Below are 23,418 nucleotides of genomic sequence, written 5' to 3'. Positions count from 1 at the left end.
CGGGACGGGCACATGACCATGAACCTCGACAAGCAGGGCTTCGACGGCCCGGTGGCATGGGACACACCGGGCACCCGAAGCGCACTCCACCGCTGGACGGCGTGGAACCTGGCCAAGGCGCTCGGTTGGGTGGCGTTGTGGGTGGGGGCGCTGTACGTCACCCTCCTGCTGCCCGTGGCCGCGGTGGTTCCCATGGTGCTCGTTCTCTTCGCGATCACAGTCCTGGCGAGCCAGGCCCTCAACCGACTCGCCAAGGGGGTGCGGATGCGGCGCATCCTCGCCGTCTACCCCTGGCGTCAGCAGCCGGGTGCCGTCCGGATCAACAAGGGCAAGGCGGTCTTCGTGTTGCCCGACCCGGACAAGCCCGAGACGACGGTGTCGCTGAAACTGGCTGCTGGGCTGTTCAGGTCCTGGACCCACGAGGCCCTCAAGGACTACGACGACGAACTCTGGTATGCGGGCGACCCACGCTTCGCCTGCGTGGTGGCCAAGCCCGGCCTGCGCGGCTTGAGCTGCCTCGCCCAGCCCACCGCCTACAACTACCGCACCTCTCCCCGCCGCAAAGGCCTCAGCCCCGAAGCCCGCCGCCGCGCCCGGGCCATCGGAGCGCGCGTCGCCGACTGAGCGGGTCCGGGCGTGGCTACCGCTCCAGGAACCCCGAGCTGGAGAACCTGACCGACGGCTCCGCCGCCACCAGCCCCTTCTTCGTCCCCGGGTACACGGCCACCGTGTCCTTCGTCTCGCCGGCGAACGTCCGCACCACCAGGTCCGCCCGGCCGTCCCCGTCGTAGTCGCCGACCGTCACGACGCGCGTGGTGCCCTGCGCGGGCGGCTGCACGGTCACCATGCCCGCCGTCGCGATTCCTGCCGTACGGCCTCGGAAGACACGCAACTGCGAGCCGCTGGAGACGAGTTCGCTCAGTCCGTCGCCGTCGAAGTCGCCTGCGTCGAGCACGGAGCCGGGGACGTGTAGGGCCCCGCGTGCGGCGGTTGTCGGGAGGTCGTAGCGCAGGGCGGTCCCGTCCATCGTGCCGATCGCCGCGTCGAGGGTGGTCTTGCCCTTGCCGAAGGCTCCGAGCGCTACGTCGATGCCGGCGGGGAGGGTGACTCCTGTGCGGGTGGGGCCGGCCGGGCCGCCGAGGACCACTGCTGATGTGCCGGTGCCTTGTGCCGTACGGACCACCAGGTCGTCGTATCCGTCGTGGTCGACGTCGGCCGCCGGGCCCGTGGGGGCGTTGCCGGGGGCCGGGATGGGGGCGGCCGCGGCACGGGGCTTGCCCGTGCGGGTGAACGGGCCGCGGAGGAAGGTCAGTTGGACTTCGGAGGCGTGGACGACCAGGTCCTGTGCGCCGTCGCCGTCGAAGTCGCCGCACACCGGCTGGTCCGGCCAGTCGTTGCCGGCGCGGGCGGAGGCGGGGATGGTGAGTTTGACCGCCTTGCCGGTGAGGCCGTTCGGGGAGCCGAAGAGGAGTTGGAGGGGGACCGGGGGTTGGCCCTGGCCGTCGTAGGGCGGGTCGGTGGAGATGACCAGGTCCGTGAAGCCGTCGCCGTTCAGGTCGCAGGTCGCCTCCGCGTCGAAGACGGCGGGGAGCTGGCCCTTGGTCGGGGCTGCCTGGCGTTGAGGGCTGAGCAACTGCCTTGCGCCGGGGGTGAGTCCGCGGTCGCCGCCGTAGACGATGCCGATGCCCGGGTCGTCGGCGTGGGCCTGGGACTTGACCAGGTCGTTGAGGACGAGGTCGCGGTGGCCGTCGCCGTTGAAGTCGTCGGGGGTCTTGCTGCCCTTGCCGTGCGGGACGGGGAGCCGGGCGGGAGCGTCGGCTATCCGGGCCGGGGTGTGCGGAGCGGGCTCGGCGTTGTCGCTGTGCTGAGTGGGGCCGCAGGCGGCCAGGGCGAGGATGCCGAGGGTGCCGAGGGTGCCGGTCCTGGCCGCTGTACACTTCCCGCTTCTTCGCGTGCGCACCGTTCACCTCGTCAGCACCAGGGTCAACAACTGAGTAATCATGCACGCGTTCGAGAGGGGGCGACAGACCCTGTGCGGGTGCGATTGCCGGGACATTCCGGCAGACCGCCCCGTTGATCCCAGGTCCGCCCGCTGCCGCCAACCGAGGAGTCCTGTGACTGTGACCGACAGCTCGTCCAACGCCACCGTGACCTCGCTCCCGCTGCTCACCGCCCAGGCGGAGCGACTGATCGAGCTCGGGGTGCACGAGCTCGCGGGGATACCCGCCGACGAGCTACGCGCCTTCGCCGAGGGTGCCGACAACGGAGGCAGTGACTCTCTGCTCGCCGTCCACCCGGACCGCGCCCCCGCGTCCGCCCTCGCACCGCTGCTTCGGCACGAGGGCAAACCCGGCTTCGTCGTCGTCGACATGCCCGACGTCGACCGTTTCGCGCCCGACACCGTCGAGCTGCCCGACGCCCCGCTCTATGTCGTCACCGGCCTCGACCGCGGCGACCGCATGGCCAACTGGAGCCCGGAGGAGGCGCTGCCCGCCCTCACCGAGGAGGACCGCACCCCGCTGCTGCTCACCGAAGGCATCCACTGGGTGCTCCAGCAGCCGGCGATCCTTGAGCGCAACCGCTGCTTCATGACCATCGGCTCCCGGCTGCGCAAGGCGAACGGCGCCCTGGACGCCCGTACCCCGGCGATCTGGATCAGCAACGGCACGGGGCGTGACGGCCGCGAGCGGCGCAACGCCCCGAAGGTCGGCTGGTGCTGGTGGGGCAACCGCCATACGTGGCTGGGCTTCGCCTCCGCCACGGGCCGTAGGCACTAGGCACTAGGCACTAGGCACAGGCGAGGCACGGGCCAGGGCCAGGCGCCTCTCTCGGCTCATGGGGTCTGCTCGTCCCCCGTGAAGAAGCTGATCATGTCCTCGAGTGTGGGGTGGTCAGGGACGTCGGCTTCGGCTTCGCCGACCGCCGCGCTGCGAGGGAACAGCGCTTGCTCGTACTCGGCCAGCGCTGCCTCGACGTCGTCGGGGTGCGCGGCGAGGGCCTCACCGAGTTCGGCGCCGTCCAGCATGGCGAGGTTGGCGCCTTCGCCGTTCGGGGGCATGAGGTGGGCGGCGTCGCCGACCAGGGTCACTCCCGGCACCCGATCCCACCGGTGTCCTACCGGCAGCGTGTAGAGGGGCCGCAGGACCGGGGCGGTGTCGCTGTCGGTGATCAGGGCGGTGAGTTCCGGCGCCCAGCCGGCGAACTCCCGCGCGATCCGGGCGGTGGCCGCGGCGGCATCGGCGAAGTCGATACCGGCGAACCAGTCCAGCGGCTCGGACAGCATCACGTAGGCATGGAGGGTTCCGTCCTTCTCCCGGTGACCCACGATCTGCCTCTGGCCCGCCTCGAGCGCGAACAGCGACCCGCCACCGACCGCCTTCGCGGTGGCGGGGTGCCGTGTGTCGGCGTCGTACAGGTAGGTCTCGACGACCGACATGCCGGTGTACTCGGGGGTGGCGGTGGACAGCAGGGGCCGGACCCGCGACCAGGCGCCGTCCGCGCCGACGAGGAGGCCCGTGACGACGGTGGTGCCGTCGGCGAACGTCACTTCGTGGCGGCCCTCGCCGAGGCCATGGACACGGTTGACCTTGTGGCCCCACCGGACGGTGCCGGCCGGGAGCGCGTCGAGCAGGATCTGCCGCAGCTCGCCGCGCTGCACCTCGGGGCGTCCTCCCGTGCCGTCGTCGGCCCGGTCGAGCCGGACGGTCCCGTCCCGGTCGAGGATCCGTATCGCCTGGCGGCCCTCCAGGACGATGCCGCGGAACTCGTCCATCAGGTCGGCCGCCTGCACGGCCAGTTGGCCGTTGTAGTCGTGGATGTCGAGCATCCCGCCCTGCGAACGATGCGTCGGTGACGCCTCCGCCTCGTAGACCGTGGCCGGGATGCCGTGGACGTGCAGGACACGGGCGAGCGTCAGTCCGCCGAGTCCGGCGCCGATGATCGTGATGTCAGTGGTCATGATGATCCCTTGCCTGTCGCACGCCTGCCGGACGGGCATCCGGCAGGAACTCCAGGCAGACTCCAGCCCTCCGCCGACAACCCGCCGACACCGCACCGACAGCCACGACAGCCGACCGACACGGCGGCTCCGCGGCCCGAACACCCCGGGTGTGGAAGCGCCGATCGGCCAGAAAGAGGCTCAGCGCACGGACCCGCCAGGGTCTCCGAAACAGGGGCTCAGGCCTGCGGCGACGTCGTCAGCCACGCGCCGACGCGACTCAGTGCGGCGGGGCCGGACGTGGCGCCGACGTCCTGGACCAGATCGGCGATCGAGACGGCGCGCAGCGCTTCTCGCCAGGCCGCGTCCGCCCCGGCCATCGCGCGGGCGATGGGGCAAGGTGTGGTGCACGCCTCGGCCGGGGTGGCCAGCGGGCCCCGCTGCCTGATCTCCGTGCAGGTGAACGCCTGACCGGGGCCGTCGACCGCTTCGACCACGTCGAGCACGGTGATCGAGGCGGCCTCCCGGGTGAGTACGTAGCCGCCCGCCTTGCCCTGGACCGAGCGCACGAGCCCGGCCCGGGAGAGGGCCTGCAGCTGTTTGGCCAGGTAGCTCGGCGACACGTCGTGCAGCTCCGCCAGCTTGGTCGCCGGGACGGGCTCGTCGACCGACGTGAGCACGACGCAGCAATGCAGGGCCCACTCGACTCCGCCGGACATTTTCACTCGACCACTCTAATCAGGCTCTCCAGCCAGGCTGTCCGACCAGGCTCTCTCCTCCCCGGGTACTTGACTCGGACAGGAGATGTCCGAGTATAGTCCCGGACAGAAGGTGTCCGAGTTTGGTAGATGCCACACCCACGCGGTGGTCCATATGCCACATTGCGGATATCCCACCGACGAAAGGCATGTCATGAAGTTCGCGGTCATCGGCGGTACCGGACTTATCGGGTCGCAGGTCGTCAGGAATCTGAACGCCGCCGGGCACGAGGCGGTACCGCACTCGCAGTCCACCGGAGTCGACGTCATCACCGGCCAGGGACTGGACGAGGCGGTGGCGGGAGCCGATGTCGTCGTCAACCTGACGAACTCCCCGACGTTCGACGAAGCGTCCCCGGCCTTCTTCCAGACCTCGATGGACAACCTCCTGGCCGCGGCCCACAAGGGCGGCGTCGGCCACTTCGTCATCCTCTCGATCGTCGGCACGGACCAGGTGCCGGAGCTGGACTACTACCGCGCCAAGACGCTCCAGGAGACCCTCCTCGCGGCCGGCCCGATCCCCTACTCGATCGTCCGGGCGACGCAGTTCATGGAGTTCATGGACGCCGTCCTGTCCTGGACCGCCGACGGCGACACCGTCCGGTTGCCCACCACGCCGATCCAGCCGATCGCCGCCAAGGACGTGGCCCAGGCGGTGACGGACGTCGCCGCGGGTGCCCCGCTGAACGGCATTCTCAACATCGGCGGCCCCGAGATCTTCCCCCTGGATGAGCTGGGCCGGATCACCCTGTCCCACAAGGGCGACAGCCGTACGGTCGTCACCGACCCCACCGCCGGCATGTTCGCCGTCGTCAAGGGCGACGTCCTCACCGACAGGGACGCCCAACTCGCCCCCACGCGCTACGCCGACTGGCTCTCCTGAGGGTGACTGCTCCGGATCCTGACGGCACTGTCGCTCGGCCCGTTTGACGCCGTTCAGTCCAGCTGGCGCACCATGAACACGTCCACCGCGTCCTCGGTCTCGACCGTGAACCCGTGCCGCTCGTAAAGCCGTCGGGCCGCGCTGCCCTGCAGCACGTTCAACCGGACGAGGACACCGCGGCGGTCGCACCGTTCCAGCAGCTCGCGCAGCACGCCCGAGCCGATGCCGCTGCCCTGAAGATGCGGGGCGAGATAGAAGTGCTCCAGCCAGTGGGCGTCGTCGGCCGGTCGCAGCGCCACGCAGCCGGCGAACGCGCCGCCCACCTCGATCACCCAGGTGTGGGCCGGATCGAATCCGTCCCGCAGCCGCTGCCGCACCCGCTGTTCGTCGTACCGCCCGAGCCGTTCCAGATCCGCCCGCAGCACCACGGCACGCTGCTCGGCCACCGCCTCGACGTCCGACACCGATGCCTGCCGAATACCCCAGTCCGCCATGATCGCCACGCTAGCCCGCACCCGGCGGTTCCGGCCCGGTCGTACCCCTCCCTCATGGAGGTAACAGTCGCTACATTCCGATGTGTGACTGAGGACGACGGAGTCGGGGGCAGCGACGTGCGGGACGGAGCGCACCGGACGTGCCGGTGTTCGGTGCCGGGATCGCCCGGGCGCTGGAGCTGACCGAGCGGGCCGGGGGAGAGGCGGTGTCGCTGACGGCGACCGGGCGTGGGGTGCAGGACGGGCGGCGGTTGCGGACCATGTTCACGGCTGCCCGTTCCGCGGACTGGGCCGAGTTCCTCGCCGACTGCGGCAAGTTCGAGCGTGAGCTGGCCAGGGCCCGCGGCGGAGCCGCTGTCGGATGCAGTCGTATCGCCAAGTTCACGCTGGCCGAACTGGAGGAAGAGCAGCAGTCGTTGGAGCGGCTGCGCCGCTGGCACCGGGATCTGACGGCGAGGGACGTGTTCGGTGCGCCCGAGTCCGCGGCGGCCGGCGAGCGGCTCAAGGGGTGCGTGGCCGCGTGCGAGGACTACGCCGAGCGCGTCTTCGCCGCCCTGCACCAGGCACCGGAGCACGGGATGCCGGAGCACCGGATGCCGACCGACGTGACGCCGACCGACCTGACTCCGCAGCCCAAGGACGGCGACGACACATGACCGCGACGCCGGACCCACAAGCCGCCCCAGCCTCCGCCACCCAGATGTGGCCCCTCTACGCCGCCGGCTTCACCACCGCCTTCGGTGCGCACGGCATCGCCGCCAACCTCGGTGGCCACTCCGACGACGCCGTGACTTCGCTGCTCGTCCTCGGCGGCCTGCTCGCGCTGTACGACGGTGCCGAGGTCGTCCTCAAGCCGCTGTTCGGCACGCTCGCCGACAGGATCGGCGCGCGCCCGGTGCTGCTCGGCGGCCTCGTCGCGTTCGCGGTGGCTTCCGCCGCGTACGTCGTCGCCGACGGCCCCGGCTGGCTCTGGGCCGCCCGGCTCGGTCAGGGCGCCGCGGCCTCGGCGTTCTCGCCGTCCGCGTCCGCGCTGGTCGCCCGGCTGAACCCGGCGGCGAAGCACGGGCGGGCGTTCGGCAGTTACGGCTTCTACAAGTCCGTCGGCTACACCCTGGGCCCGCTGCTCGGCGGCGTCCTGGTCTGGGCCGGCGGCCTGCGGCTGCTGTTCAGCGTGCTGGCGGTACTCGGCGTGACGGTCGCACTCTGGGCCGCGCTCGCCGTCCCGCACGTACCCCCGCTGCCCAAGCAGCGGCAGACAGTCCTGGACCTCGCCCGGCGGCTGGCCGACCCCGCCTTCCTGCGGCCCACGGCGGCACTGGCCGGCGCGACCGCTGCCCTCTCCGTCGGCGTCGGCTTCCTGCCGGTCTCCGGCGCCGCCGCCGGGCTCGGCACGGTCGCGACCGGCGCCGCGGTGTCGGTGCTGGCGGCCTGTGCAGCCGTCGTACAGCCGAAGGCCGGGCGGGCCCTGGACGACGGCCGCCTCACCGTCCGCGCCGGCCTCACCGCCGGGCTGCTGATCACGGCGGTGGGACTGGCCTGCGCGATGCTGCCCGGCCTGACCGGTGTCCTTCTCGCCGCCGCCCTGATCGGCATCGGCACCGGTCTGATCACCCCGCTCGGCTTCGCCGCCCTGGCCGCCTCCACCCCCGCCGAACGGCTCGGCCAGACCATGGGCTCCGCCGAGCTGGGCCGCGAGCTCGGCGACGCGGGCGGCCCGTTGCTGGTCGCCGCCGTCGCGTCCCTGGCCACTCTCGCCTACGGCTACGCCGCCCTCGCCCTTCTCCTCGCCACCGGCCCCGCCCTCGCCCTCGCCTTCGCCCTCGCCACTCGGCGACGTGCCGCGGACGCCGGTCATCAATAACACCGCGTCATACATATTCTGAATTTCACCGGCCGGGCCCTGTCATTGGATATTCCCGATAATCACCGTTGACGGATATTCCCCCGAATGCCAGATGTCCTGCACGGCGTGGCGCTCGTTGATGTGGGCGTGACTTGGCGGGAAACACATGCAGATGAGGATCATCCGTTCCGCTTGCGGCAGGCAGCTGATCAGACCACTGCGGAAAGCATCACGCACTGCTCGGATCTGCTCGATGACTTCCTCAGAACCATCAGCCGTATGGAGAATGAATATCTTCGGGCCGCAATGGAGGGGGAGAGGTTCTAGAAATGAGAACCGACTACGACGCGGTGGGCGAACAGCCTCATTACACTCAGCAGCTCGACATGCAGAACCTCTGGCACGTCCCTGATTCGGCGATCTCGTCGTCGGGCGGCTGGGATCTGGACGAAGAGCTGGCCCAGATGCTGAACACGACGCAGGGCCTGACGATTCCGGGCCTGACGACGCAGGGCCTGGATCCTGCCCCTGCCTCTGCTCCCGCTCCACCCCTGCCGGACCGCAACAAGCCCTCGTCCCGCCCGGTCCATCGACGGCGCCCTCAGCCCAGCGCCCACGTCCTTCCCAGAAACCCGAAGCTCATCACTGTCGCGGTCCTGGTCACACTCATCACCCTGTGTGCGGGCACGATGCTCACCTGGTCCATTTCGTATTCGTACGATCAGCTGCGCTCCATCGCGCTGCTTGTGGTCTCGCCGAAACTGGCCCATTGGTGGCCATTGACGGTGTACGGGCCGTGGCTGCTGGCCGGGCTCTCCATTCTGCGAGCATCCGTTCAGCGCCGAACTGCTCGCCGGTCCTGGGCCGTCATGCTCGTTTCCTCCGGCACGGCGGTGGCACTGTGCATCGGCCAGTCGCCGCATTCTCTGCTCGCGATGGTGGTCGTCGGAATTCCGCCGATCACCGCCCTGGTCTGCTTTCGCGAACTCGTCGGCCAGTTCTCGTCGCGGCCCGGCCCCAAGCATGCCGCCGACACGGTGAACGGGTCCAAGCCGCCGAGGTCGTAGCCGCGCAGGGGGCAGATCAGGACTGGTACGGCTGCTGCGGCTGCCCGTGCTGCTGCTGACCGCCATAGCCGCCGGCGACGGCCTGCGTCTGGAGCTGCTCCGCCTGCTCCCCGGTCACCTTCTGCTCGGTGCCGCAGAAGGTGCACTGCGTCGCGTACTTCGTCGAGATCGGGAACAGCGGCACGAAGAACAGCGTGAACTTCGTGACGCGCTTCCTGAGCGTGTGCGCGGCGGGGTTGCCGCAGTGGCCGCACACCAGGGTGAGTATCGCCAGCTGGTAGAGGTAGCCCTTGGTACCGAAAATGATCATGCTTGGGTCCTTTCTGATCAGTTGCTGCCGTACAGTGCCCGCGGCGGGCGATGGGGACGCCCCTTCGGGGAGGGCACGTGGGTACTGCGCTGGTGTGGATCGTACGGCTGTGCGCGCTCGTGGGGTGGATCGCGGCGGCCGTCGCGTGTACCTGGCTGCTGGGGGCCACCGCGATGGCCCGGCCTTGGCACGAGCCGTTCGTATGGGGTGCCGTCGCCGTGGGATGTGCGGTGGTGCGTGCGGTCGCGCTGTGGGTTCTGCGCGACGGGCCCGACGATGACGCGTTCGCGAGTGACGTCTGGGTCAGGCTCCGCACGGGGGCGGTCTGGCTGCTTGTGTCGTTCTCCTCGGCCGCGTTCTTCGTCGCCCTCCTGACCTCGCCCGACGCCGGCGAGAAGCTCGACGCCCTGCGCGAGGCGGGTGCCGAGATCAGCACCGCGACGGTGGTGGAACGGCAGTCGACCCGGGGGGAGTCCGACGAGGAAGGCGGCGTGAAGGGGTACGTCTCACGGCTGGTGATCTCCGTGCCCGGCGGTGCCGAACGGCTCGTCGTGCGCGGCGCGTACACGTACGACAAGCCCGGCAAGGGCACCCAGGTCGACGTCCTGTGGGCCCGCTCCGCCCCCGGCCTCGGCGGTTACGTCAACGAGAGCAAGGACCTGCCCGCACTCGCTGAGCTGCGCTGGAAGGCCTTCCAGCACGTCGAGCTGGCCGCTGAGTCCTTGATCGCCTTCATCGTCATCGTGCTCTTCGGCGCCGCCCTGGGAACCGTGTCCACTCTTGTACCCGAAGCCGAAGACCTCCAGGAGCGGGCCTGGTCGGCCCCCTTCCAGACCGTGCGGGCCGCGTCCGCCGCGGCGGTGTTCTGGGGCTGGACTCCCCACTTGCTGGGCCACGCCCCGAGCGTCCCGCAGATGCTCTGCGTCCTCGGCAGCGTCGTCCTCGTCCTGGTCGTGTACGTCTCCACGTCGGTCCGATCCCTCACCTGAGGCACGACCCCGACGTACGACGGCGCCCCCTGCCCGATGAGGGCAGAGGGCGCCGGACGGCCGTAGCGGCTACTTCACCGGCTCGGGCTCCGGCTCGCTCTCCGTCTCCGCAGCGTCCTCGGGGTCCACCGGCGTCTTGACCGACTCCAGTAGCAGCTGGGCGACGTCGACGACCTGGACGGACTCCTTGGCCTTGCCCTCGTTCTTCTTGCCGTTGACCGAGTCGGTCAGCATGACGAGGCAGAACGGGCAGGCCGTCGAGACGATGTCCGGGTTGACCGAGAGAGCTTCGTCGACGCGCTCGTTGTTAATGCGCTTGCCGATCCGCTCCTCCATCCACATCCGGGCACCACCGGCGCCACAGCAGAAGCCGCGCTCCTTGTGGCGGTGCATCTCCTCGTTGCGGATGCCCGGGACGCTCGCGATGATCTCGCGCGGGGGCGTGTAGATCTTGTTGTGGCGGCCCAGGTAGCACGGGTCGTGGTAGGTGATGATGCCCTCGACCGGGGTCACCGGGACCAGCTTGCCCTCGTCGACGAGGTGCTGGAGCAGCTGGGTGTGGTGGATGACCTCGTAGTCGCCGCCGATCTGCGGGTACTCGTTGCCGATCGTGTTGAGGCAGTGCGGGCAGGTGGCGACGATCTTCTTCGCCGACTTCGGCTTCTTCGACTCGGGCGTGACGTTGCCGTCCTCGTCCATCTCCTCGCCGAAGGCCATGTTCAGCGCGGCCACGTTCTCCATGCCGAGCTCCTGGAACAGGGGCTCGTTGCCGAGGCGGCGGGCGGAGTCACCGGTGCACTTCTCGTCGCCGCCCATGATCGCGAACTTCACGCCCGCCATGTGCAGCAGCTCGGCGAAGGCCTTGGTGGTCTTCTTGGCCCGGTCCTCCAGGGCGCCCGCGCAGCCGACCCAGTACAGGTACTCGACCTCGGTGAGGTCCTCGATGTCCTTGCCGACGACCGGCACCTCGAAGTCGACTTCCTTCAGCCACTCCAGGCGCTGCTTCTTGGCCAGGCCCCAGGGGTTGCCCTTCTTCTCCAGGTTCTTGAGCATCGTGCCCGCCTCGGACGGGAACGCGGACTCGATCATCACCTGGTAGCGGCGCATGTCGACGATGTGGTCGATGTGCTCGATGTCGACGGGGCACTGCTCGACGCAGGCGCCGCAGGTGGTGCAGGACCACAGGACGTCCGGGTCGATGACGCCGTTCTCTTCCACGGTGCCGATCAGCGGGCGCTCGGCCTCCGCGAGGGCGGCCGCGGGGACGTCCTTGAGCTGCTCCTCGGACGCCTTCTCCTCGCCCTCCATGGTCTTGCCGCCACCGGCCAGCAGGTACGGCGCCTTGGCGTGCGCGTGGTCCCGGAGCGACATGATCAGCAGCTTCGGGGAGAGCGGCTTGCCCGTGTTCCAGGCGGGGCACTGCGACTGGCAGCGGCCGCACTCGGTGCAGGTGGAGAAGTCCAGCAGGCCCTTCCAGGAGAACTGCTCGACCTGGGAGACACCGAAGACGTCGTCCTCGCCCGGGTCGGTGAAGTCGATCGGCTTGCCGCCGGAGGTCATGGGCTGGAGGGCACCGAGGGCCGTCTCACCGGTGGCGTTGCGCTTGAACCAGATGTTCGGGAAGCCCAGGAAGCGGTGCCAGGCCACGCCCATGTTGGTGTTGAGCGAGACCACGATCATCCAGATGAACGAGGTGCTGATCTTCACCATCGCGGTGAAGTAGACCAGGTTCTGCAGCGCGGTGACGCTCAGGCCCTTGAAGGCCAGGACCAGCGGGTACGAGGCGAAGTACCCGGCCTCGTAGCCCTCGACGTGGTGGATCGCGCCCTCCAGGCCGCGCAGCACGTAGATCGCGAGGCCGATGGTGAGGATGACGTACTCGACGAAGTACGCCTGGCCGGCCTTGGAGCCCGCGAAGCGGGACTTGCGGCCCGCCCGCGACGGCAGGCTCAGCAGACGGATCACGATGAGTACGGCGATGCCCAGGACGGTCATCACGCCGATGAACTCGGTGTACATCTCGAACGGCAGGAAGTCGCCGATGACCGGCAGCACCCAGTCGGCCTGGAAGAGCTGGCCGAACGCCTGGGCCAGGGTCGGCGGCAGCGTCAGGAAGCCGACGGCCACGAACCAGTGGGCGAAGCCGACGATGCCCCAGCGGTTCATCCGGGTGTGCCCGAGGAACTCCTTCACCAGCGTCACACTGCGCTGGTAGGGGTTGTCGGTGCGGCTGCCGGCGGGCACGGGCTGGCCGAGCTTGAAGTACCGGACGAACTGGCCGATGGCGCGTGCGAGCAGCGCAACGCCGACCACGGTCAGCACCAGCGACACGATGATCGCGGCGAGTTGCATTTCGGGGCTCCTCGGGCCTGCGAGGGGTGGTTCGAGGGGGTCCCTCGACATTACTGAGAGGACATTACTAAGCGGTAACTTATTCAGTCTGTCTGAGACTACCCGCATCCTCTGCCGCACTGTAGCCAGGTGCGGAGTGATGTGAGTCGCTGAGGGTTGCCTTAAGGACTGATCGTGTTATTCATCCCGAAATGGTATATACGGCACTAACCTAGCCCCGTGCTTTACGGGATCGCAGCCGCCACCACCTCCCTCCTCCTCGCCGCCTTCCTCGCGGCGCTGCTCCGGCTGCCCGCCCTGCGCCTCGGCATCGTCGACCGTCGGCGCCAGCGGCCGCTGCCGTTGCTCGGCGGTGCCGGCGTCGTGCTCGTGACCTGCCTGGTCGTCGCCGCGGGGGAGTGGACGGGCTTTGCCCCGCTGGGCCCTCAGGTCGAGCGGCTGCTGATGGCCGCCGTCGCCGTCGCCGTGCTCGGGCTGGTCGCCGACGTACGGCGCGTGAAGGCACGGTTCCTGATCGGCGGTACGGCCGTGGCGGCGGCCTGCGTGGTGCCGTACGGCGAGACGGGCTTCCTGCTGGGGGTGCCGGCCGTCGGCTGGATCGTCCTCGTCGCCGTCGGCTTCAAGGCGCTCGACCATGCGGACGGGCTGGCCGGCACCGTCGGGGTCGTCACCGCGTTCGGCGTCGGGCTGCTGGCGGCGGCCGAGGTGATGGACGAACTGGCCGTGCTGCTGAGCGTGCTGGCCGCCGCCCTGACCGGTTTCCTCATGCACAACTGGCATCCCGCGCGGATCGGGCTCGGGGCGTGCGGATCCCTGTTCGTCGGGTTCGTGCTGGCGTCGACGGCCGTGATGACCCGTACCGGCCACGATCCGGTGTCGAGCCTGGGTGTGCTCTACGCCCTCACCGCGCTCGCCACCGCCGACGTCCTCCTGGTGGTGCTGTCCCGCCGGCTGGCCGGGCGGCCGCTGCTGCGGGGCGGGCCCGATCATCTCGCCCATCGGCTGCGCCGGATCGGGCTCACCCCGCCGGCGGTGGCCGTCCTGCTGGGTCTCGCGGCCTTCTCCGGGGTGGTCGTCGGCGTTCTCGTGCACATGGGATGGATCGCCGAGTCGGGGGTGTTCTGGGTGGGGGCGGGTGCCCTCATCGCCGTGTTCGGACTCCTGCTCATCAAGCCCTACGCGCCTCGCCGTCAACCCTCTTTTCCCGTAGGGGGTTCCGTTCGGCCGCCGGTGCAGGCCACATCTACGCAGGTCAGAGCCCAGTTGCGCGTAAGGAACGGATAAGAGTTGAGTGGGGTCGACTCAGCTCTGTTGACCGGGCGGGGGGCGTCATGCACACTTGAGTCCGTTCCACTCAAGTCAGCTGGAGGAATCAACCATGGCACGTGCGGTCGGCATCGACCTGGGCACGACTAACTCCGTCGTCAGCGTTCTGGAGGGCGGCGAGCCCACCGTCATCACCAACGCCGAGGGCGCCAGGACCACGCCTTCCGTCGTCGCCTTCGCCAAGAACGGTGAGGTGCTCGTCGGCGAGGTCGCCAAGCGTCAGGCGGTCACCAACGTGGACCGGACCATTCGGTCCGTGAAGCGTCACATGGGCACCGACTGGAAGATGGAGCTCGACGGGAAGCCCTTCAACCCGCAGCAGATCTCCGCCTTCATCCTCCAGAAGCTGAAGCGGGACGCCGAGTCCTACCTGGGCGAGAAGGTGACCGACGCGGTCATCACCGTCCCGGCGTACTTCAACGACTCCGAGCGCCAGGCGACGAAGGAGGCCGGCGAGATCGCCGGTCTGAACGTCCTGCGCATCGTCAACGAGCCCACCGCGGCCGCGCTCGCGTACGGCCTCGACAAGGACGACCAGACGATCCTCGTCTTCGACCTCGGTGGCGGCACCTTCGACGTGTCCCTGCTGGAGATCGGCGACGGCGTCGTCGAGGTGAAGGCCACCAACGGTGACAACCACCTCGGTGGTGACGACTGGGACCAGCGTGTCGTCGACTACCTGGTGCAGCAGTTCAAGTCCGGTCACGGCGTGGACCTCGCCAAGGACAAGATGGCGCTGCAGCGTCTGCGTGAGGCCGCCGAGAAGGCGAAGATCGAGCTGTCCTCGTCCACCGAGACCTCGATCAACCTGCCGTACATCACCGCCTCCGCCGAGGGCCCGCTGCACCTGGACGAGAAGCTCACCCGGGCTCAGTTCCAGCAGCTGACGGCCGACCTGCTGGAGCGCTGCAAGACCCCGTTCTTCAACGTCATGAAGGACGCCGGCGTCTCCATCAACGAGATCGACCACGTCGTCCTCGTCGGTGGCTCCACCCGTATGCCCGCCGTCGCCGAGCTCGTGCGCGAGCTGACCGGCGGCAAGGACGCCAACAAGGGTGTGAACCCGGACGAGGTCGTCGCCATCGGCGCCTCGCTCCAGGCCGGTGTCCTCAAGGGTGAGGTCAAGGACGTCCTGCTCCTCGACGTGACCCCGCTGTCCCTCGGTATCGAGACCAAGGGCGGCATCATGACCAAGCTCATCGAGCGCAACACCACGATCCCGACCAAGCGGTCCGAGATCTTCACCACGGCCGAGGACAACCAGCCGTCCGTGCAGATCCAGGTCTACCAGGGCGAGCGCGAGATCGCGGCGTACAACAAGAAGCTCGGCATGTTCGAGCTGACCGGTCTGCCGCCGGCGCCGCGTGGCGTCCCGCAGATCGAGGTGTCCTTCGACATCGACGCCAACGGCATCATGCACGTGACCGCCAAGGACCTGGGCACGGGCAAGGAGCAGAAGATGACCGTCACCGGCGGCTCCTCGCTGCCGAAGGACGAGGTCGACCGCATGCGCCAGGAGGCCGAGCAGTACGCGGACGAGGACCACCGCCGCCGCGAGGCCGCCGAGACCCGCAACCAGGGCGAGCAGCTCGTCTACCAGACGGAGAAGTTCCTCAAGGACAACGAGGACAAGGTCCCCGGCGAGGTCAAGACCGAGGTCGAGGCCGCCGTCGAGGAGCTGAAGACCGCGCTCAAGGGCGAGGACACCGCCGAGATCCGCACCGCCACCGAGAAGGTCGCCGCGGTCTCCCAGAAGGTCGGCCAGGCCATGTACGCCGACGCCCAGGGCGCGCAGGCCGCCGGCGGTCCGGAGGGCGCCACCCAGGGTGGTGCCGGCGCCAGGGCCGCTGACGACGACGTCGTGGACGCCGAGATCGTGGACGACGAGCGCAAGGACGGTGCCGCGTGACGGAGGAGACCCCGGGCTTCGAGGAGAAGCCTGACGTCCCCTCCGGCGCCACCCCTGAAGACGCCGAGCCGGCGGGCGCTCCCCAGGAGGGGGCGGCCCCGGCCGGGGACGCATCAGCACAGATCGCCGGCCTGACGGCACAGCTGGACCAGGTGCGCAAGGCGCTCGAAGAGCGCACCGCGGACCTCCAGCGGCTCCAGGCCGAGTTCCAGAACTACCGCCGCCGCGTCGAGCGCGACCGGATCACGGTCAAGGAGATCGCCATCGCGAACCTCCTGACCGAGCTCCTGCCCGTGCTCGACGACATCGGCCGCGCGCGGGAACACGGCGAACTCGTCGGCGGATTCAAGTCCGTAGGGGAGTCGCTGGAGACCGTCGCGGCGAAGATGGGTCTGCAGCAGTTCGGCAAGGAGGGCGAGCCCTTCGACCCGACGATCCACGAGGCCCTGATGCATTCGTACGCGCCGGATGTCACCGAGACGACCTGCGTGGCGATCCTGCAGCCCGGGTATCGCATCGGCGAGCGCACCATCCGCCCCGCGCGGGTGGCCGTCGCCGAGCCCCAGCCGGGCGCGCAGACGGTCAAGGCCGACGAGGCGACCGAGGCGGCCGACGACAAGGAGAGCGGTGGCCCGGACGAGGGCTGACGTTGAACCGAGGAGAGAGGAGGGGCGTCGAGGATGAGCACCAAGGACTTCATCGAGAAGGACTTCTACAAGGTCCTCGGCGTCCCCAAGGACGCCACCGAGGCCGAGATCAAGAAGGCCTACCGCAAGCTCGCCCGCGAGTACCACCCGGACGCCAACAAGGGCAATGCCAAGGCGGAGGAGCGCTTCAAGGAGATCTCCGAGGCGAACGACGTCCTCGGTGACCCCAAGAAGCGCAAGGAGTACGACGAGGCACGCGCCCTCTTCGGCAACGGCGGCTTCCGCCCGGGGCCGGGCGGCGCGGGCGGCTCCTTCAACTTCGACCTGGGCGACCTCTTCGGAGGCGGTGCCCAGGGTCAGGGGCAAGGGGGAGCCGGCGGCTTCGGCGGCGGACTCGGTGACGTCTTCGGGGGCCTGTTCAATCGTGGCGGCACGGGCACGACCCGCACCCAGCCCAGGCGCGGCCAGGACATCGACACCGAGGTCAGCCTCAGCTTCACCGAGGCGATCGAGGGCGCGACGGTCCCGCTGCGCATGTCCTCGCAGTCACCCTGCAAGGCCTGCGCCGGCACCGGCGACAAGAACGGCACGCCGAGGGTGTGCCCGACCTGCGTCGGCACCGGCCAGGTGGCGCGGGGTTCCGGTGGCGGCTTCTCGCTGACCGACCCCTGCCCGGACTGCAAGGGGCGCGGCCTGATGGCCGAGCACCCGTGTCTGGAGTGCAAGGGCAGTGGCCGGGCGAAGTCGTCCAGGACCATGCAGGTCCGCATCCCGGCCGGGGTGTCGGACGGCCAGCGCATCCGCCTGCGCGGCAAGGGCGCACCCGGTGAGCGCGGCGGCCCGGCCGGTGACCTGTACGTCACCGTGCACGTCGACGCGCACCCGGTGTTCGGCCGCAAGGACGACAACCTCACGGTGACCGTCCCCGTGACCTTCACGGAGGCGGCCCTCGGCGGCGAGGTCAGGGTCCCCACCCTGGGCGGACCGCCGGTCACCCTGAAACTGCCGCCCGGCACGCCCAACGGGCGCACCATGCGGGCGCGGGGCAAGGGCGCGGTCCGCAAGGACGGCACCCGCGGTGATCTCCTGGTCACCGTCGAGGTGAGTGTTCCGACGGACCTGACGGGGAAGGCTCGTGACGCACTCGAGGCGTATCGCGAGGCGACCGCGGGCGAGGACCCGCGGGCGGAGCTGTTCCAGGCCGCGAAGGGAGCATGAGTCAGATGGACGGTCGTCGACGCAACCCGTATGAACTGACCGAGGAAACCCCGGTCTACGTCATCTCGGTGGCGGCCCAGCTCTCCGGCCTGCACCCGCAGACGCTGCGCCAGTACGACCGTCTGGGCCTGGTGTCTCCGGACCGCACGGCCGGCCGGGGCCGCCGCTACTCGGCCCGCGACATCGAACTGCTGCGCACCGTCCAGCAGCTGTCGCAGGACGAGGGCATCAACCTGGCCGGCATCAAGCGCATCATCGAACTGGAGAACCAGGTCGCGGCGCTGCAGTCGAGGGTGGCCGAACTCCAGGCCGCCGTAGAGGGCGCCGCCGCCGCGATGCAGCAGCGCGAGGCGGCGGTGCACGCGTCGTACCGCCGGGATCTGGTGCCGTACCAGGAGGTTCAGCAGACCAGCGCGCTGGTGGTGTGGCGGCCGAAGCGGCAGCAGTCGTCCGACTGACTGGACGTCAATTGGGGCCCTGGGCCCGCGGTTTCGCTGGATCAGATGAATCCGGTGAGACTGCGGGCCCAGGGCCTTTTTGACGTCAAGTTCGGTTGAGGTCCTAGCGTCACCTGCATGATTCTCGTGACCGGGGCAACCGGAAACACAGGAAGCGCCCTCCTGAAGGAACTCCGGGGCGTCGACGCCGGACCATTGCGAGCGCTCACCCGGGACGCCCCGCGGGCCGTCTTCCCGGCAGGGGTCGAGGCGGTCGAGGGCGACTTCGCCCGGACGGATTCACTGAAGCCCGCGCTGGCGGGGGTGCGCAAGCTGTTCCACGTGCCGGGCCTCGGCCCGGACGCCGAAATCGTCGAAGCCGCGCGGGCGGCGGGCGTGGAGCATGTGGTGCTGGTGTCGTCCATCACCGTACAGACGCATCCGCACCTGGACCCGGCCGCGGTGAACCTGGCCGTCGAGCGTCTGCTCAAGGACAGCGGCATGGCGTGGACGATCCTGCGGCCGACACAGTTCGCCTCGAACGCGCTGTGGTGGGCGGGGGCGATCCGCGGCCACCAAGCGATCCGGGTGCCTTACGCGGACGTCGGCCTGCCCACGATCCACCCCGCGGACATCGCATCGGTGGCCCGGGCGGCACTGACCGAGCCCGGCCATCGAGGGCAGACGTATGCGCTGACCGGCCCGGAGCGGATCACCGCCCGGCAGCAGGTCGAGACCCTCGCGGACGTGCTGGGCAGGGACGTGGCGCTCGCCGAGGTCAGCCGGGCGGAGGCCCACCGCGACATGGCCGCCTTCCTCGGCGACGAGACCGCGGACGCGGTGCTCGATGTGACGGGCGGCGATGTCAACGAGGAACTCCTCATGGTGCGCGACACGGTTTCGCTGATTGTCGGGGGTCCGTCCAGGACGTTTCGGCAATGGGTGTCGGAGCATGCTGGGGCCTTCAGCTGACCACGCTCAACACCCGGGCCACCAGAGCCGGTTACTGGCGGGTTCAAAGAGCTCTGTAAGCTCGACTCCGACCAATGCAAGCCCATATCTGGGGGAAACAACTCATGACCAAGCGCTTTTCCGCGCTGGCCGTCTCCGCGGCCATCGTCGGCGGCTTCTTCATCACGTCGGTGCCCGCTCACGCCGCCACGTCCGCCGACCAGACCGCGGTCTCGGCCAAGGCTGCCGTCACGTGCAACAAGAGCCAACTGCGCAAGCAGATCGCCGACCTCAAGACCAAGGCCGCCAAGCTGAAGCAGCTGGGGGAGCACGCGGCGGCCAGGAAGGCGCTCAGCGACGCGGCCGCCCTGCAGAAGAAGCTCGACGCGTGCATCAAGGCTGAAGAGGACGCGAGCAAGCCGTTCCCCGGATAAGTCTCCGGTTCGATGTGTGGCGCTGCCGGCCCCGTTCCACGGGGCCAGCCGCCAGACATGGCCCGCATGCCGGACGTCGACCCGGAACGAACGCCGGGTCAGCCGACCGCCGTCCCGGGTTCCGACGATGTGGTCGTCGGTCTCGGTACCGGCGGCGCGGCTCAGCACGATCCGAGGCATCGCCTCGCCCTCGACGACGACTTCGCCCCGCTCGGTGTCCAGACGGACGGTGAGCGGGGCGGCGCCCCTCACGGCTCGAGGATCACGTGGTCTGCGCCGGGCAGGGACTGTGTGCCGTCGGCGTAGTGGGCGGTCACCCAGTAGTGGTGGGTGGTGCCCCTCGGTGCGGTGGTGTCGTAGTACCAGCGGTCGGCCGTGGTCGTCAGCAGTTCGTACTGCTTGCTGACCGGGTTCCAGCGGAACACGTCGTACCTGGTCGCGGACTCGTCGTTCCAGGAGACGTGGACGCCCTGGGCGCCCTCGTCACGCGCCGCCACCGTGAGCGGCGAGCCCTCCGGCGTCGCCACCGACGGGGTCAGGTCCAGCTCGTCCACGACGACCACATGCGCGGCGCCGGCCCACCTGCTGGAGTTGCCCGCCTGGTCCCGGGCCTCCACCCAGTAGCAGCGTCGCTGCCCGTCGGGGAGGGTGACGTCCCGGTAGGAGGTCTCTGTGACGTTGAACCACGCCCACTCCGAGCCGGAGCACACCTGCTCATCGCCCTCCTCGCCGAGCAGCTCACCGCGGTAGAGGACGTACCGGTGCAGGTCCTCCTCGGTGTTGTCGGCCCAGTCCAGCTCGATGCCGTACTCCGTCGCCGTCGCCGTCAGGCCCGTGACCGGGGCGGGGGGCTTGTCCGAGGTGAGCGTGGTGACGGTCGCGGTGTTGGAGAGACGGGACGTGTGGGGCCACTGCACGGACTGCACCGCGTAGTGGTAGGTCGTGCCCTCCTCGGCCGAGAAGTCGCCGCAGCTGTAGCGGCGGGAGCCGTCGGCCAGGGTGGTGAAGGTGGTCGTACAGGTCACCGACTGGGCCGTCGAGGTGCTCACGGGCAGGGTCGTGGAGCGGTAGACGCGGAACTCGCTGTACGGGGCGTCCTCCGGCTTCATCGTCCACGTCAGGGTCGCGCTGCCGATGCCCGCGGTCGCCGTGAGCTCGCGGGGGGTGGCCAGCGGGCGGGTCACCGTCTGGAGGTCGGTGTACGGCGAGACGTGGCCCGAGCCGTCCACCGCCGCCACCCGGTACTTGGCGATCTCGCCGCGGGCGAGCGTGTCGTCGGTGAGGCTCAGCGTGTACCTGAGGTCCCAGGATTTGGTGACGGCGCCGTAGAAGTCGGTTCGCTGCACGCGGTAGATGACCCCGCCGCTGACCCCCGACCAGCTCAGTGCGGCCCCGGTGTCGGTGGCGGACGCGGTGAAGCCGGCGGGCGTCTTCAGCGTGATGCTGGTGACCAGCGCGTCCGCGGTGCCGGTGGACTCGTTGCCGGCCTTGTCGTAGGCGCGGACCTCGTAGTAGTAGTCGGCGCCGGTCGCGGGCGGGGTGTTGGCCAGGCTCGTGGCCGTGGTCGTCCCCACCTTCGTCCAGCTGGTGCTGCCGCGCAGACGCCGGTAGACGCGGTAGCCGGCGAGGTCCATCTCCCGGTTCTTCGTCCAGCTCAGCCTGGTCTCGTTGGTCGCCGTGTTGTACGACACCAGCGGGTCCAGCGGCGTCAGCGGCTTGACCTTGTCGACGGTGGCCGAAGTGCGCGGGGTGTACGTGAACTTGACGTTGGCGGAGCCGGTCCAGTTGACGTAGTTGACGCGGAGGGTGTGCTTGCCGGACGGGATGGTGACGTTGACGGTCTTGGAGACGGTCGTGGAGGTGTTCTTCCACAGGTCGATCTTGCGGACGCCGTCGAGGTAGACGCGGATGCCGTCCTGGGCGGCGGCGGTGAGGGCGAAGGGGCCGCCGGAGCCGAAGTCGCGGGTGACGGTCCAGCGGACGCCGAAGTTGTTCGTCGGCAGTCCGGTGGCTGGGGCTCCCGCGCCCCAGCTCTCGCTGATCGCGGAGTCGCAGTCGGTCTTCTTCGGGGTGCCGGAGAAGGTGGTGTTCGCGAAGAACTGCCGCTTGTAGACCGGGGACGTGCAGGTGACGGCCGCCGACGCGGGGGCTGCGACGGCCGTGAGGAGGCCGCCGGTCGTGGCGAGCACGACGGCGGTCGCGGGGACGGCGGTGCGGCGCAGGGAGGTTCGCATCCGGTTCACGCTCCACTCGGCAGAGACACGCTGGAGTCCACGTTGCTGAAGGTCTCCGAGCCGTCGGGCGCGACGACCGAGAGCATGTAGTAGACGGTCGTGCCCCTGGGGATGGTCGGGTCGGTGTAGTTGGTGGCGGTCGGCGCCAGCGGGGTGTCCGTCACCTTGACGTAGGTGCTCGTCGCGCGGTCCCAGCGGTAGACGTTGATGCCGGCGGCCTCCGTGGCCACCGAGTCGGCGCAGTCGATGTACATGCCGCCGTGGTCGCCGAGGGTGGTGTAGGTGTTCACGGAGCAGGGCGCGGTGTCCTCGGGGACGGTCGACGGCCTGAGGTCGAGCTCGGTGGCGGTGACTTTGGAAACGGGCCCGCTCCAGTCGGCGACGTCGGGATCGTCCTGGTACGCAAGGGAGTTGCCGTACTTGTCGACGGCCACGACGATGTACGTCCTCGTCTCGCCGTCCGCCACCGACGGGCCCACGACGAACTCGGACGTGCCCGCGGCCACCGTGCCGAGGTACTCCGGCTCACAGCAGGACAGGTCCTCGTAGACCCAGTACTTCTCCAGGTCCGCCGCCGTGCTGTCGTCCCAGTCCAGCTTGACGCCGTACTCCAGGGACTCGGCGGTCAGGTTGGTCACCGGCGGGGGCGCGATCTCGTCGCCGGGCCGGGTGACGGTGAGCACGGCGGAGCCGGTGGACCAGCGGCCGGCCGTGTTCTTCCGGGTCATCACGTAGTGGTAGGTGGTGCCCCGGTCGCCGTCGTAGTCGGTACAGCTGCGGGTCGTGTTGCCGGCCGCGTCCGTGCTGGTCTTCCGGCTGCGACAGTCGGTGAGGTTGTCGTAGGTCAGGGCCACCGGCGAGGTGGTCGAGCGGTACACGTCGTAGTCGGCGGTGTCCCCGCCGGCCGGCTCGGTCCAGGTGAACACGACGCCCCAGCTCGGCACCGTCGCCGTCACGTTCTGCGGCGGAGTGATGGTGCGGGTGCTGCGCACGACGTTGGAGGCCGCCGCGTTGCCGGCCGCGTCGATCGCGCTGACCTTGTAGTCGTAGGCGCGGCCGTATGAGGCCGAGGTGTCCGTGTAGCCGGTGGTCGTGGTGTCGGCGAGCACGGTGTACGTGGTCTCCGAGGCCGTCTTGCGGAAAACCCGGTAGCGGACCGCGTCCGCGGAGGCCGCCCAGGAGAGGTTGTTGGAGGCCTCCACGCCCTCGGCGCTCAGGACCGGCGCGGCGGGCGCGGTGCGGTCGGGGGTCTCGACGGGGCCCTGGTCGGCGCTGCCGGTGGACTCGTTGCCCGCCTTGTCGTAGGCGCGGACCTCGTAGTAGTACGACTTCCCTGTCGCCGGTGTGCTGTCGTGGACGCTGGTGCCGGTGGTCGTGGCCACCCGGGTCCAGGTGCTCGTGCCCTGCACACGCCGGTAGACGCGATAGCCGGCGAGGTCCATCTCCTTGTTCTTCGCCCAGGTGAGCGTGGTGCTCGCGTAGTCCTCCGCGTCGGGGTAGGAGTCCCAGGCAAGGCCCGTCGGGGCGAGGGGCTTGACCTTGTCGACGGTGGCGGAGGTGCGGGGCGTGTACGTGAACTTGACCTTGGCGGAGCCGGTCCAGTTGACGTAGTCGACGCGGAGGGTGTGC

At 69.7% G+C, this 23,418-nt stretch carries 23 protein-coding genes; 15 read left to right on the top strand and 8 right to left on the bottom strand.

Features of this window, described 5'->3' with window-relative positions; genetic code table 11:
- Positions 1-12: 12 nt before the first annotated feature.
- The gene (locus tag ADL12_RS48545) at positions 13-624 is read left to right on the top strand and encodes a hypothetical protein (protein ID WP_062715647.1); all 612 of its coding nucleotides are present in this window, start codon (positions 13-15) and stop codon (positions 622-624) included.
- A gap of 16 nt (positions 625-640) precedes the next feature.
- Here ADL12_RS48545 and ADL12_RS48540 read toward each other — a convergent pair whose 3' ends face one another.
- Positions 641-1,960, bottom strand: a complete 1,320-nt coding sequence (locus tag ADL12_RS48540; protein ID WP_062715646.1) for an FG-GAP repeat domain-containing protein — start codon at positions 1,958-1,960, stop codon at positions 641-643.
- A gap of 160 nt (positions 1,961-2,120) precedes the next feature.
- On the opposite strand from ADL12_RS48540, the gene ADL12_RS48535 reads away from it, so the two are divergent.
- Positions 2,121-2,777, top strand: a complete 657-nt coding sequence (locus tag ADL12_RS48535; RefSeq protein WP_062715645.1) for a DUF5701 family protein — start codon at positions 2,121-2,123, stop codon at positions 2,775-2,777.
- Positions 2,778-2,833: 56 nt separating this feature from the next.
- On the opposite strand, the gene ADL12_RS48530 is transcribed toward ADL12_RS48535, so the two are convergent.
- Both ADL12_RS48530 and ADL12_RS48525 read right to left on the bottom strand, forming a co-directional pair.
- Positions 2,834-3,958: an FAD-dependent oxidoreductase gene (locus ADL12_RS48530; RefSeq protein ID WP_062715663.1), complete on the bottom strand. Its 1,125-nt coding sequence runs from the start codon at positions 3,956-3,958 to the stop codon at positions 2,834-2,836.
- Between the two features lie 218 nt (positions 3,959-4,176).
- On the bottom strand, positions 4,177-4,656 hold the full coding sequence (locus ADL12_RS48525; protein WP_062715644.1) for an RrF2 family transcriptional regulator: 480 nt from the start codon (positions 4,654-4,656) through the stop codon (positions 4,177-4,179).
- Between the two features lie 193 nt (positions 4,657-4,849).
- Between ADL12_RS48525 and ADL12_RS48520 the strand changes: the two genes are divergently transcribed.
- A complete protein-coding gene (locus ADL12_RS48520; protein WP_062715643.1) occupies positions 4,850-5,578 on the top strand; it encodes an SDR family oxidoreductase in 729 nt (242 codons plus the stop codon).
- Positions 5,579-5,631: 53 nt separating this feature from the next.
- Here the strand turns inward: ADL12_RS48520 and ADL12_RS48515 are convergent, their stop codons facing one another.
- The gene (locus ADL12_RS48515) at positions 5,632-6,072 is read right to left on the bottom strand and encodes a GNAT family N-acetyltransferase (protein WP_062715662.1); all 441 of its coding nucleotides are present in this window, start codon (positions 6,070-6,072) and stop codon (positions 5,632-5,634) included.
- Positions 6,073-6,212: 140 nt separating this feature from the next.
- On the opposite strand from ADL12_RS48515, the gene ADL12_RS48510 reads away from it, so the two are divergent.
- The 4 genes from ADL12_RS48510 to ADL12_RS48495 all read left to right on the top strand — a co-directional run bounded on the left by ADL12_RS48510 (position 6,213) and on the right by ADL12_RS48495 (position 8,982).
- Entirely contained in the window at positions 6,213-6,728 is a 516-nt protein-coding gene (locus tag ADL12_RS48510; RefSeq protein ID WP_244188312.1) for a Chromate resistance protein ChrB, read from the top strand.
- Positions 6,725-7,933, top strand: a complete 1,209-nt coding sequence (locus tag ADL12_RS48505; protein WP_244188311.1) for an MFS transporter — start codon at positions 6,725-6,727, stop codon at positions 7,931-7,933. The genes ADL12_RS48510 and ADL12_RS48505 overlap by 4 nt, the downstream gene beginning before the upstream one ends.
- A gap of 87 nt (positions 7,934-8,020) precedes the next feature.
- A complete protein-coding gene (locus ADL12_RS48500) occupies positions 8,021-8,242 on the top strand; it encodes a hypothetical protein (RefSeq protein ID WP_062715642.1) in 222 nt (73 codons plus the stop codon).
- A gap of 2 nt (positions 8,243-8,244) precedes the next feature.
- Positions 8,245-8,982, top strand: coding sequence for a DUF2637 domain-containing protein (locus ADL12_RS48495; RefSeq protein WP_244188310.1), 738 nt, complete (start codon positions 8,245-8,247; stop codon positions 8,980-8,982).
- A 16-nt stretch (positions 8,983-8,998) separates the two neighbouring features.
- On the opposite strand, the gene ADL12_RS48490 is transcribed toward ADL12_RS48495, so the two are convergent.
- Positions 8,999-9,292, bottom strand: coding sequence for a zinc-ribbon domain-containing protein (locus tag ADL12_RS48490; RefSeq protein ID WP_062715641.1), 294 nt, complete (start codon positions 9,290-9,292; stop codon positions 8,999-9,001).
- 77 nt (positions 9,293-9,369) lie between these two features.
- Here ADL12_RS48490 and ADL12_RS48485 point away from each other — a divergent pair, with 77 nt between their 5' ends.
- Positions 9,370-10,281, top strand: a complete 912-nt coding sequence (locus ADL12_RS48485) for a hypothetical protein (RefSeq protein ID WP_062715640.1) — start codon at positions 9,370-9,372, stop codon at positions 10,279-10,281.
- A 69-nt stretch (positions 10,282-10,350) separates the two neighbouring features.
- Here ADL12_RS48485 and ADL12_RS48480 read toward each other — a convergent pair whose 3' ends face one another.
- Positions 10,351-12,633, bottom strand: a complete 2,283-nt coding sequence (locus tag ADL12_RS48480; protein ID WP_062715639.1) for a (Fe-S)-binding protein — start codon at positions 12,631-12,633, stop codon at positions 10,351-10,353.
- 219 nt (positions 12,634-12,852) lie between these two features.
- Here ADL12_RS48480 and ADL12_RS48475 point away from each other — a divergent pair, with 219 nt between their 5' ends.
- From ADL12_RS48475 to ADL12_RS48445, 7 genes are all read left to right on the top strand, one after another.
- Positions 12,853-13,917: an MraY family glycosyltransferase gene (locus ADL12_RS48475; RefSeq protein WP_062715638.1), complete on the top strand. Its 1,065-nt coding sequence runs from the start codon at positions 12,853-12,855 to the stop codon at positions 13,915-13,917.
- Positions 13,918-14,011: 94 nt separating this feature from the next.
- Positions 14,012-15,868, top strand: a complete 1,857-nt coding sequence (gene dnaK / locus ADL12_RS48470; protein ID WP_062715637.1) for a molecular chaperone DnaK — start codon at positions 14,012-14,014, stop codon at positions 15,866-15,868.
- Positions 15,865-16,515 carry a nucleotide exchange factor GrpE gene (gene grpE / locus ADL12_RS48465; RefSeq protein ID WP_062715636.1) on the top strand — a complete coding sequence of 217 codons (651 nt, stop codon included), beginning with the start codon at positions 15,865-15,867 and terminating at the stop codon, positions 16,513-16,515. The genes dnaK and grpE overlap by 4 nt, the downstream gene beginning before the upstream one ends.
- Positions 16,516-16,548: 33 nt before the next feature.
- Complete coding sequence (gene dnaJ, locus ADL12_RS48460) at positions 16,549-17,733, top strand: molecular chaperone DnaJ (protein WP_062715635.1); 1,185 nt, start codon at positions 16,549-16,551, stop codon at positions 17,731-17,733.
- A gap of 5 nt (positions 17,734-17,738) precedes the next feature.
- A complete protein-coding gene (locus ADL12_RS48455) occupies positions 17,739-18,191 on the top strand; it encodes a heat shock protein transcriptional repressor HspR (RefSeq protein WP_062715634.1) in 453 nt (150 codons plus the stop codon).
- Positions 18,192-18,308: 117 nt separating this feature from the next.
- Positions 18,309-19,142 carry an SDR family oxidoreductase gene (locus ADL12_RS48450; protein ID WP_062715633.1) on the top strand — a complete coding sequence of 278 codons (834 nt, stop codon included), beginning with the start codon at positions 18,309-18,311 and terminating at the stop codon, positions 19,140-19,142.
- A 104-nt stretch (positions 19,143-19,246) separates the two neighbouring features.
- On the top strand, positions 19,247-19,555 hold the full coding sequence (locus tag ADL12_RS48445) for a hypothetical protein (RefSeq protein WP_062715632.1): 309 nt from the start codon (positions 19,247-19,249) through the stop codon (positions 19,553-19,555).
- 248 nt (positions 19,556-19,803) lie between these two features.
- Here ADL12_RS48445 and ADL12_RS48440 read toward each other — a convergent pair whose 3' ends face one another.
- Together ADL12_RS48440 and ADL12_RS48435 are read right to left on the bottom strand one after the other, a co-directional pair.
- Positions 19,804-21,789 carry a PA14 domain-containing protein gene (locus ADL12_RS48440; protein WP_062715631.1) on the bottom strand — a complete coding sequence of 662 codons (1,986 nt, stop codon included), beginning with the start codon at positions 21,787-21,789 and terminating at the stop codon, positions 19,804-19,806.
- A gap of 5 nt (positions 21,790-21,794) precedes the next feature.
- The coding region (locus ADL12_RS48435) for a fibronectin type III domain-containing protein (RefSeq protein ID WP_062715630.1) at positions 21,795-23,418 on the bottom strand (1,624 nt) is incomplete at its 5' end.

The sequence above is a fragment of the Streptomyces regalis genome, assembly GCF_001509475.1.
GTDB classification, from domain to species: domain Bacteria; phylum Actinomycetota; class Actinomycetes; order Streptomycetales; family Streptomycetaceae; genus Streptomyces; species Streptomyces regalis.
The sequence above is the reverse complement of the archived record's forward strand: the minus strand, read 5'-3'. Positions and strand labels throughout refer to the sequence as shown.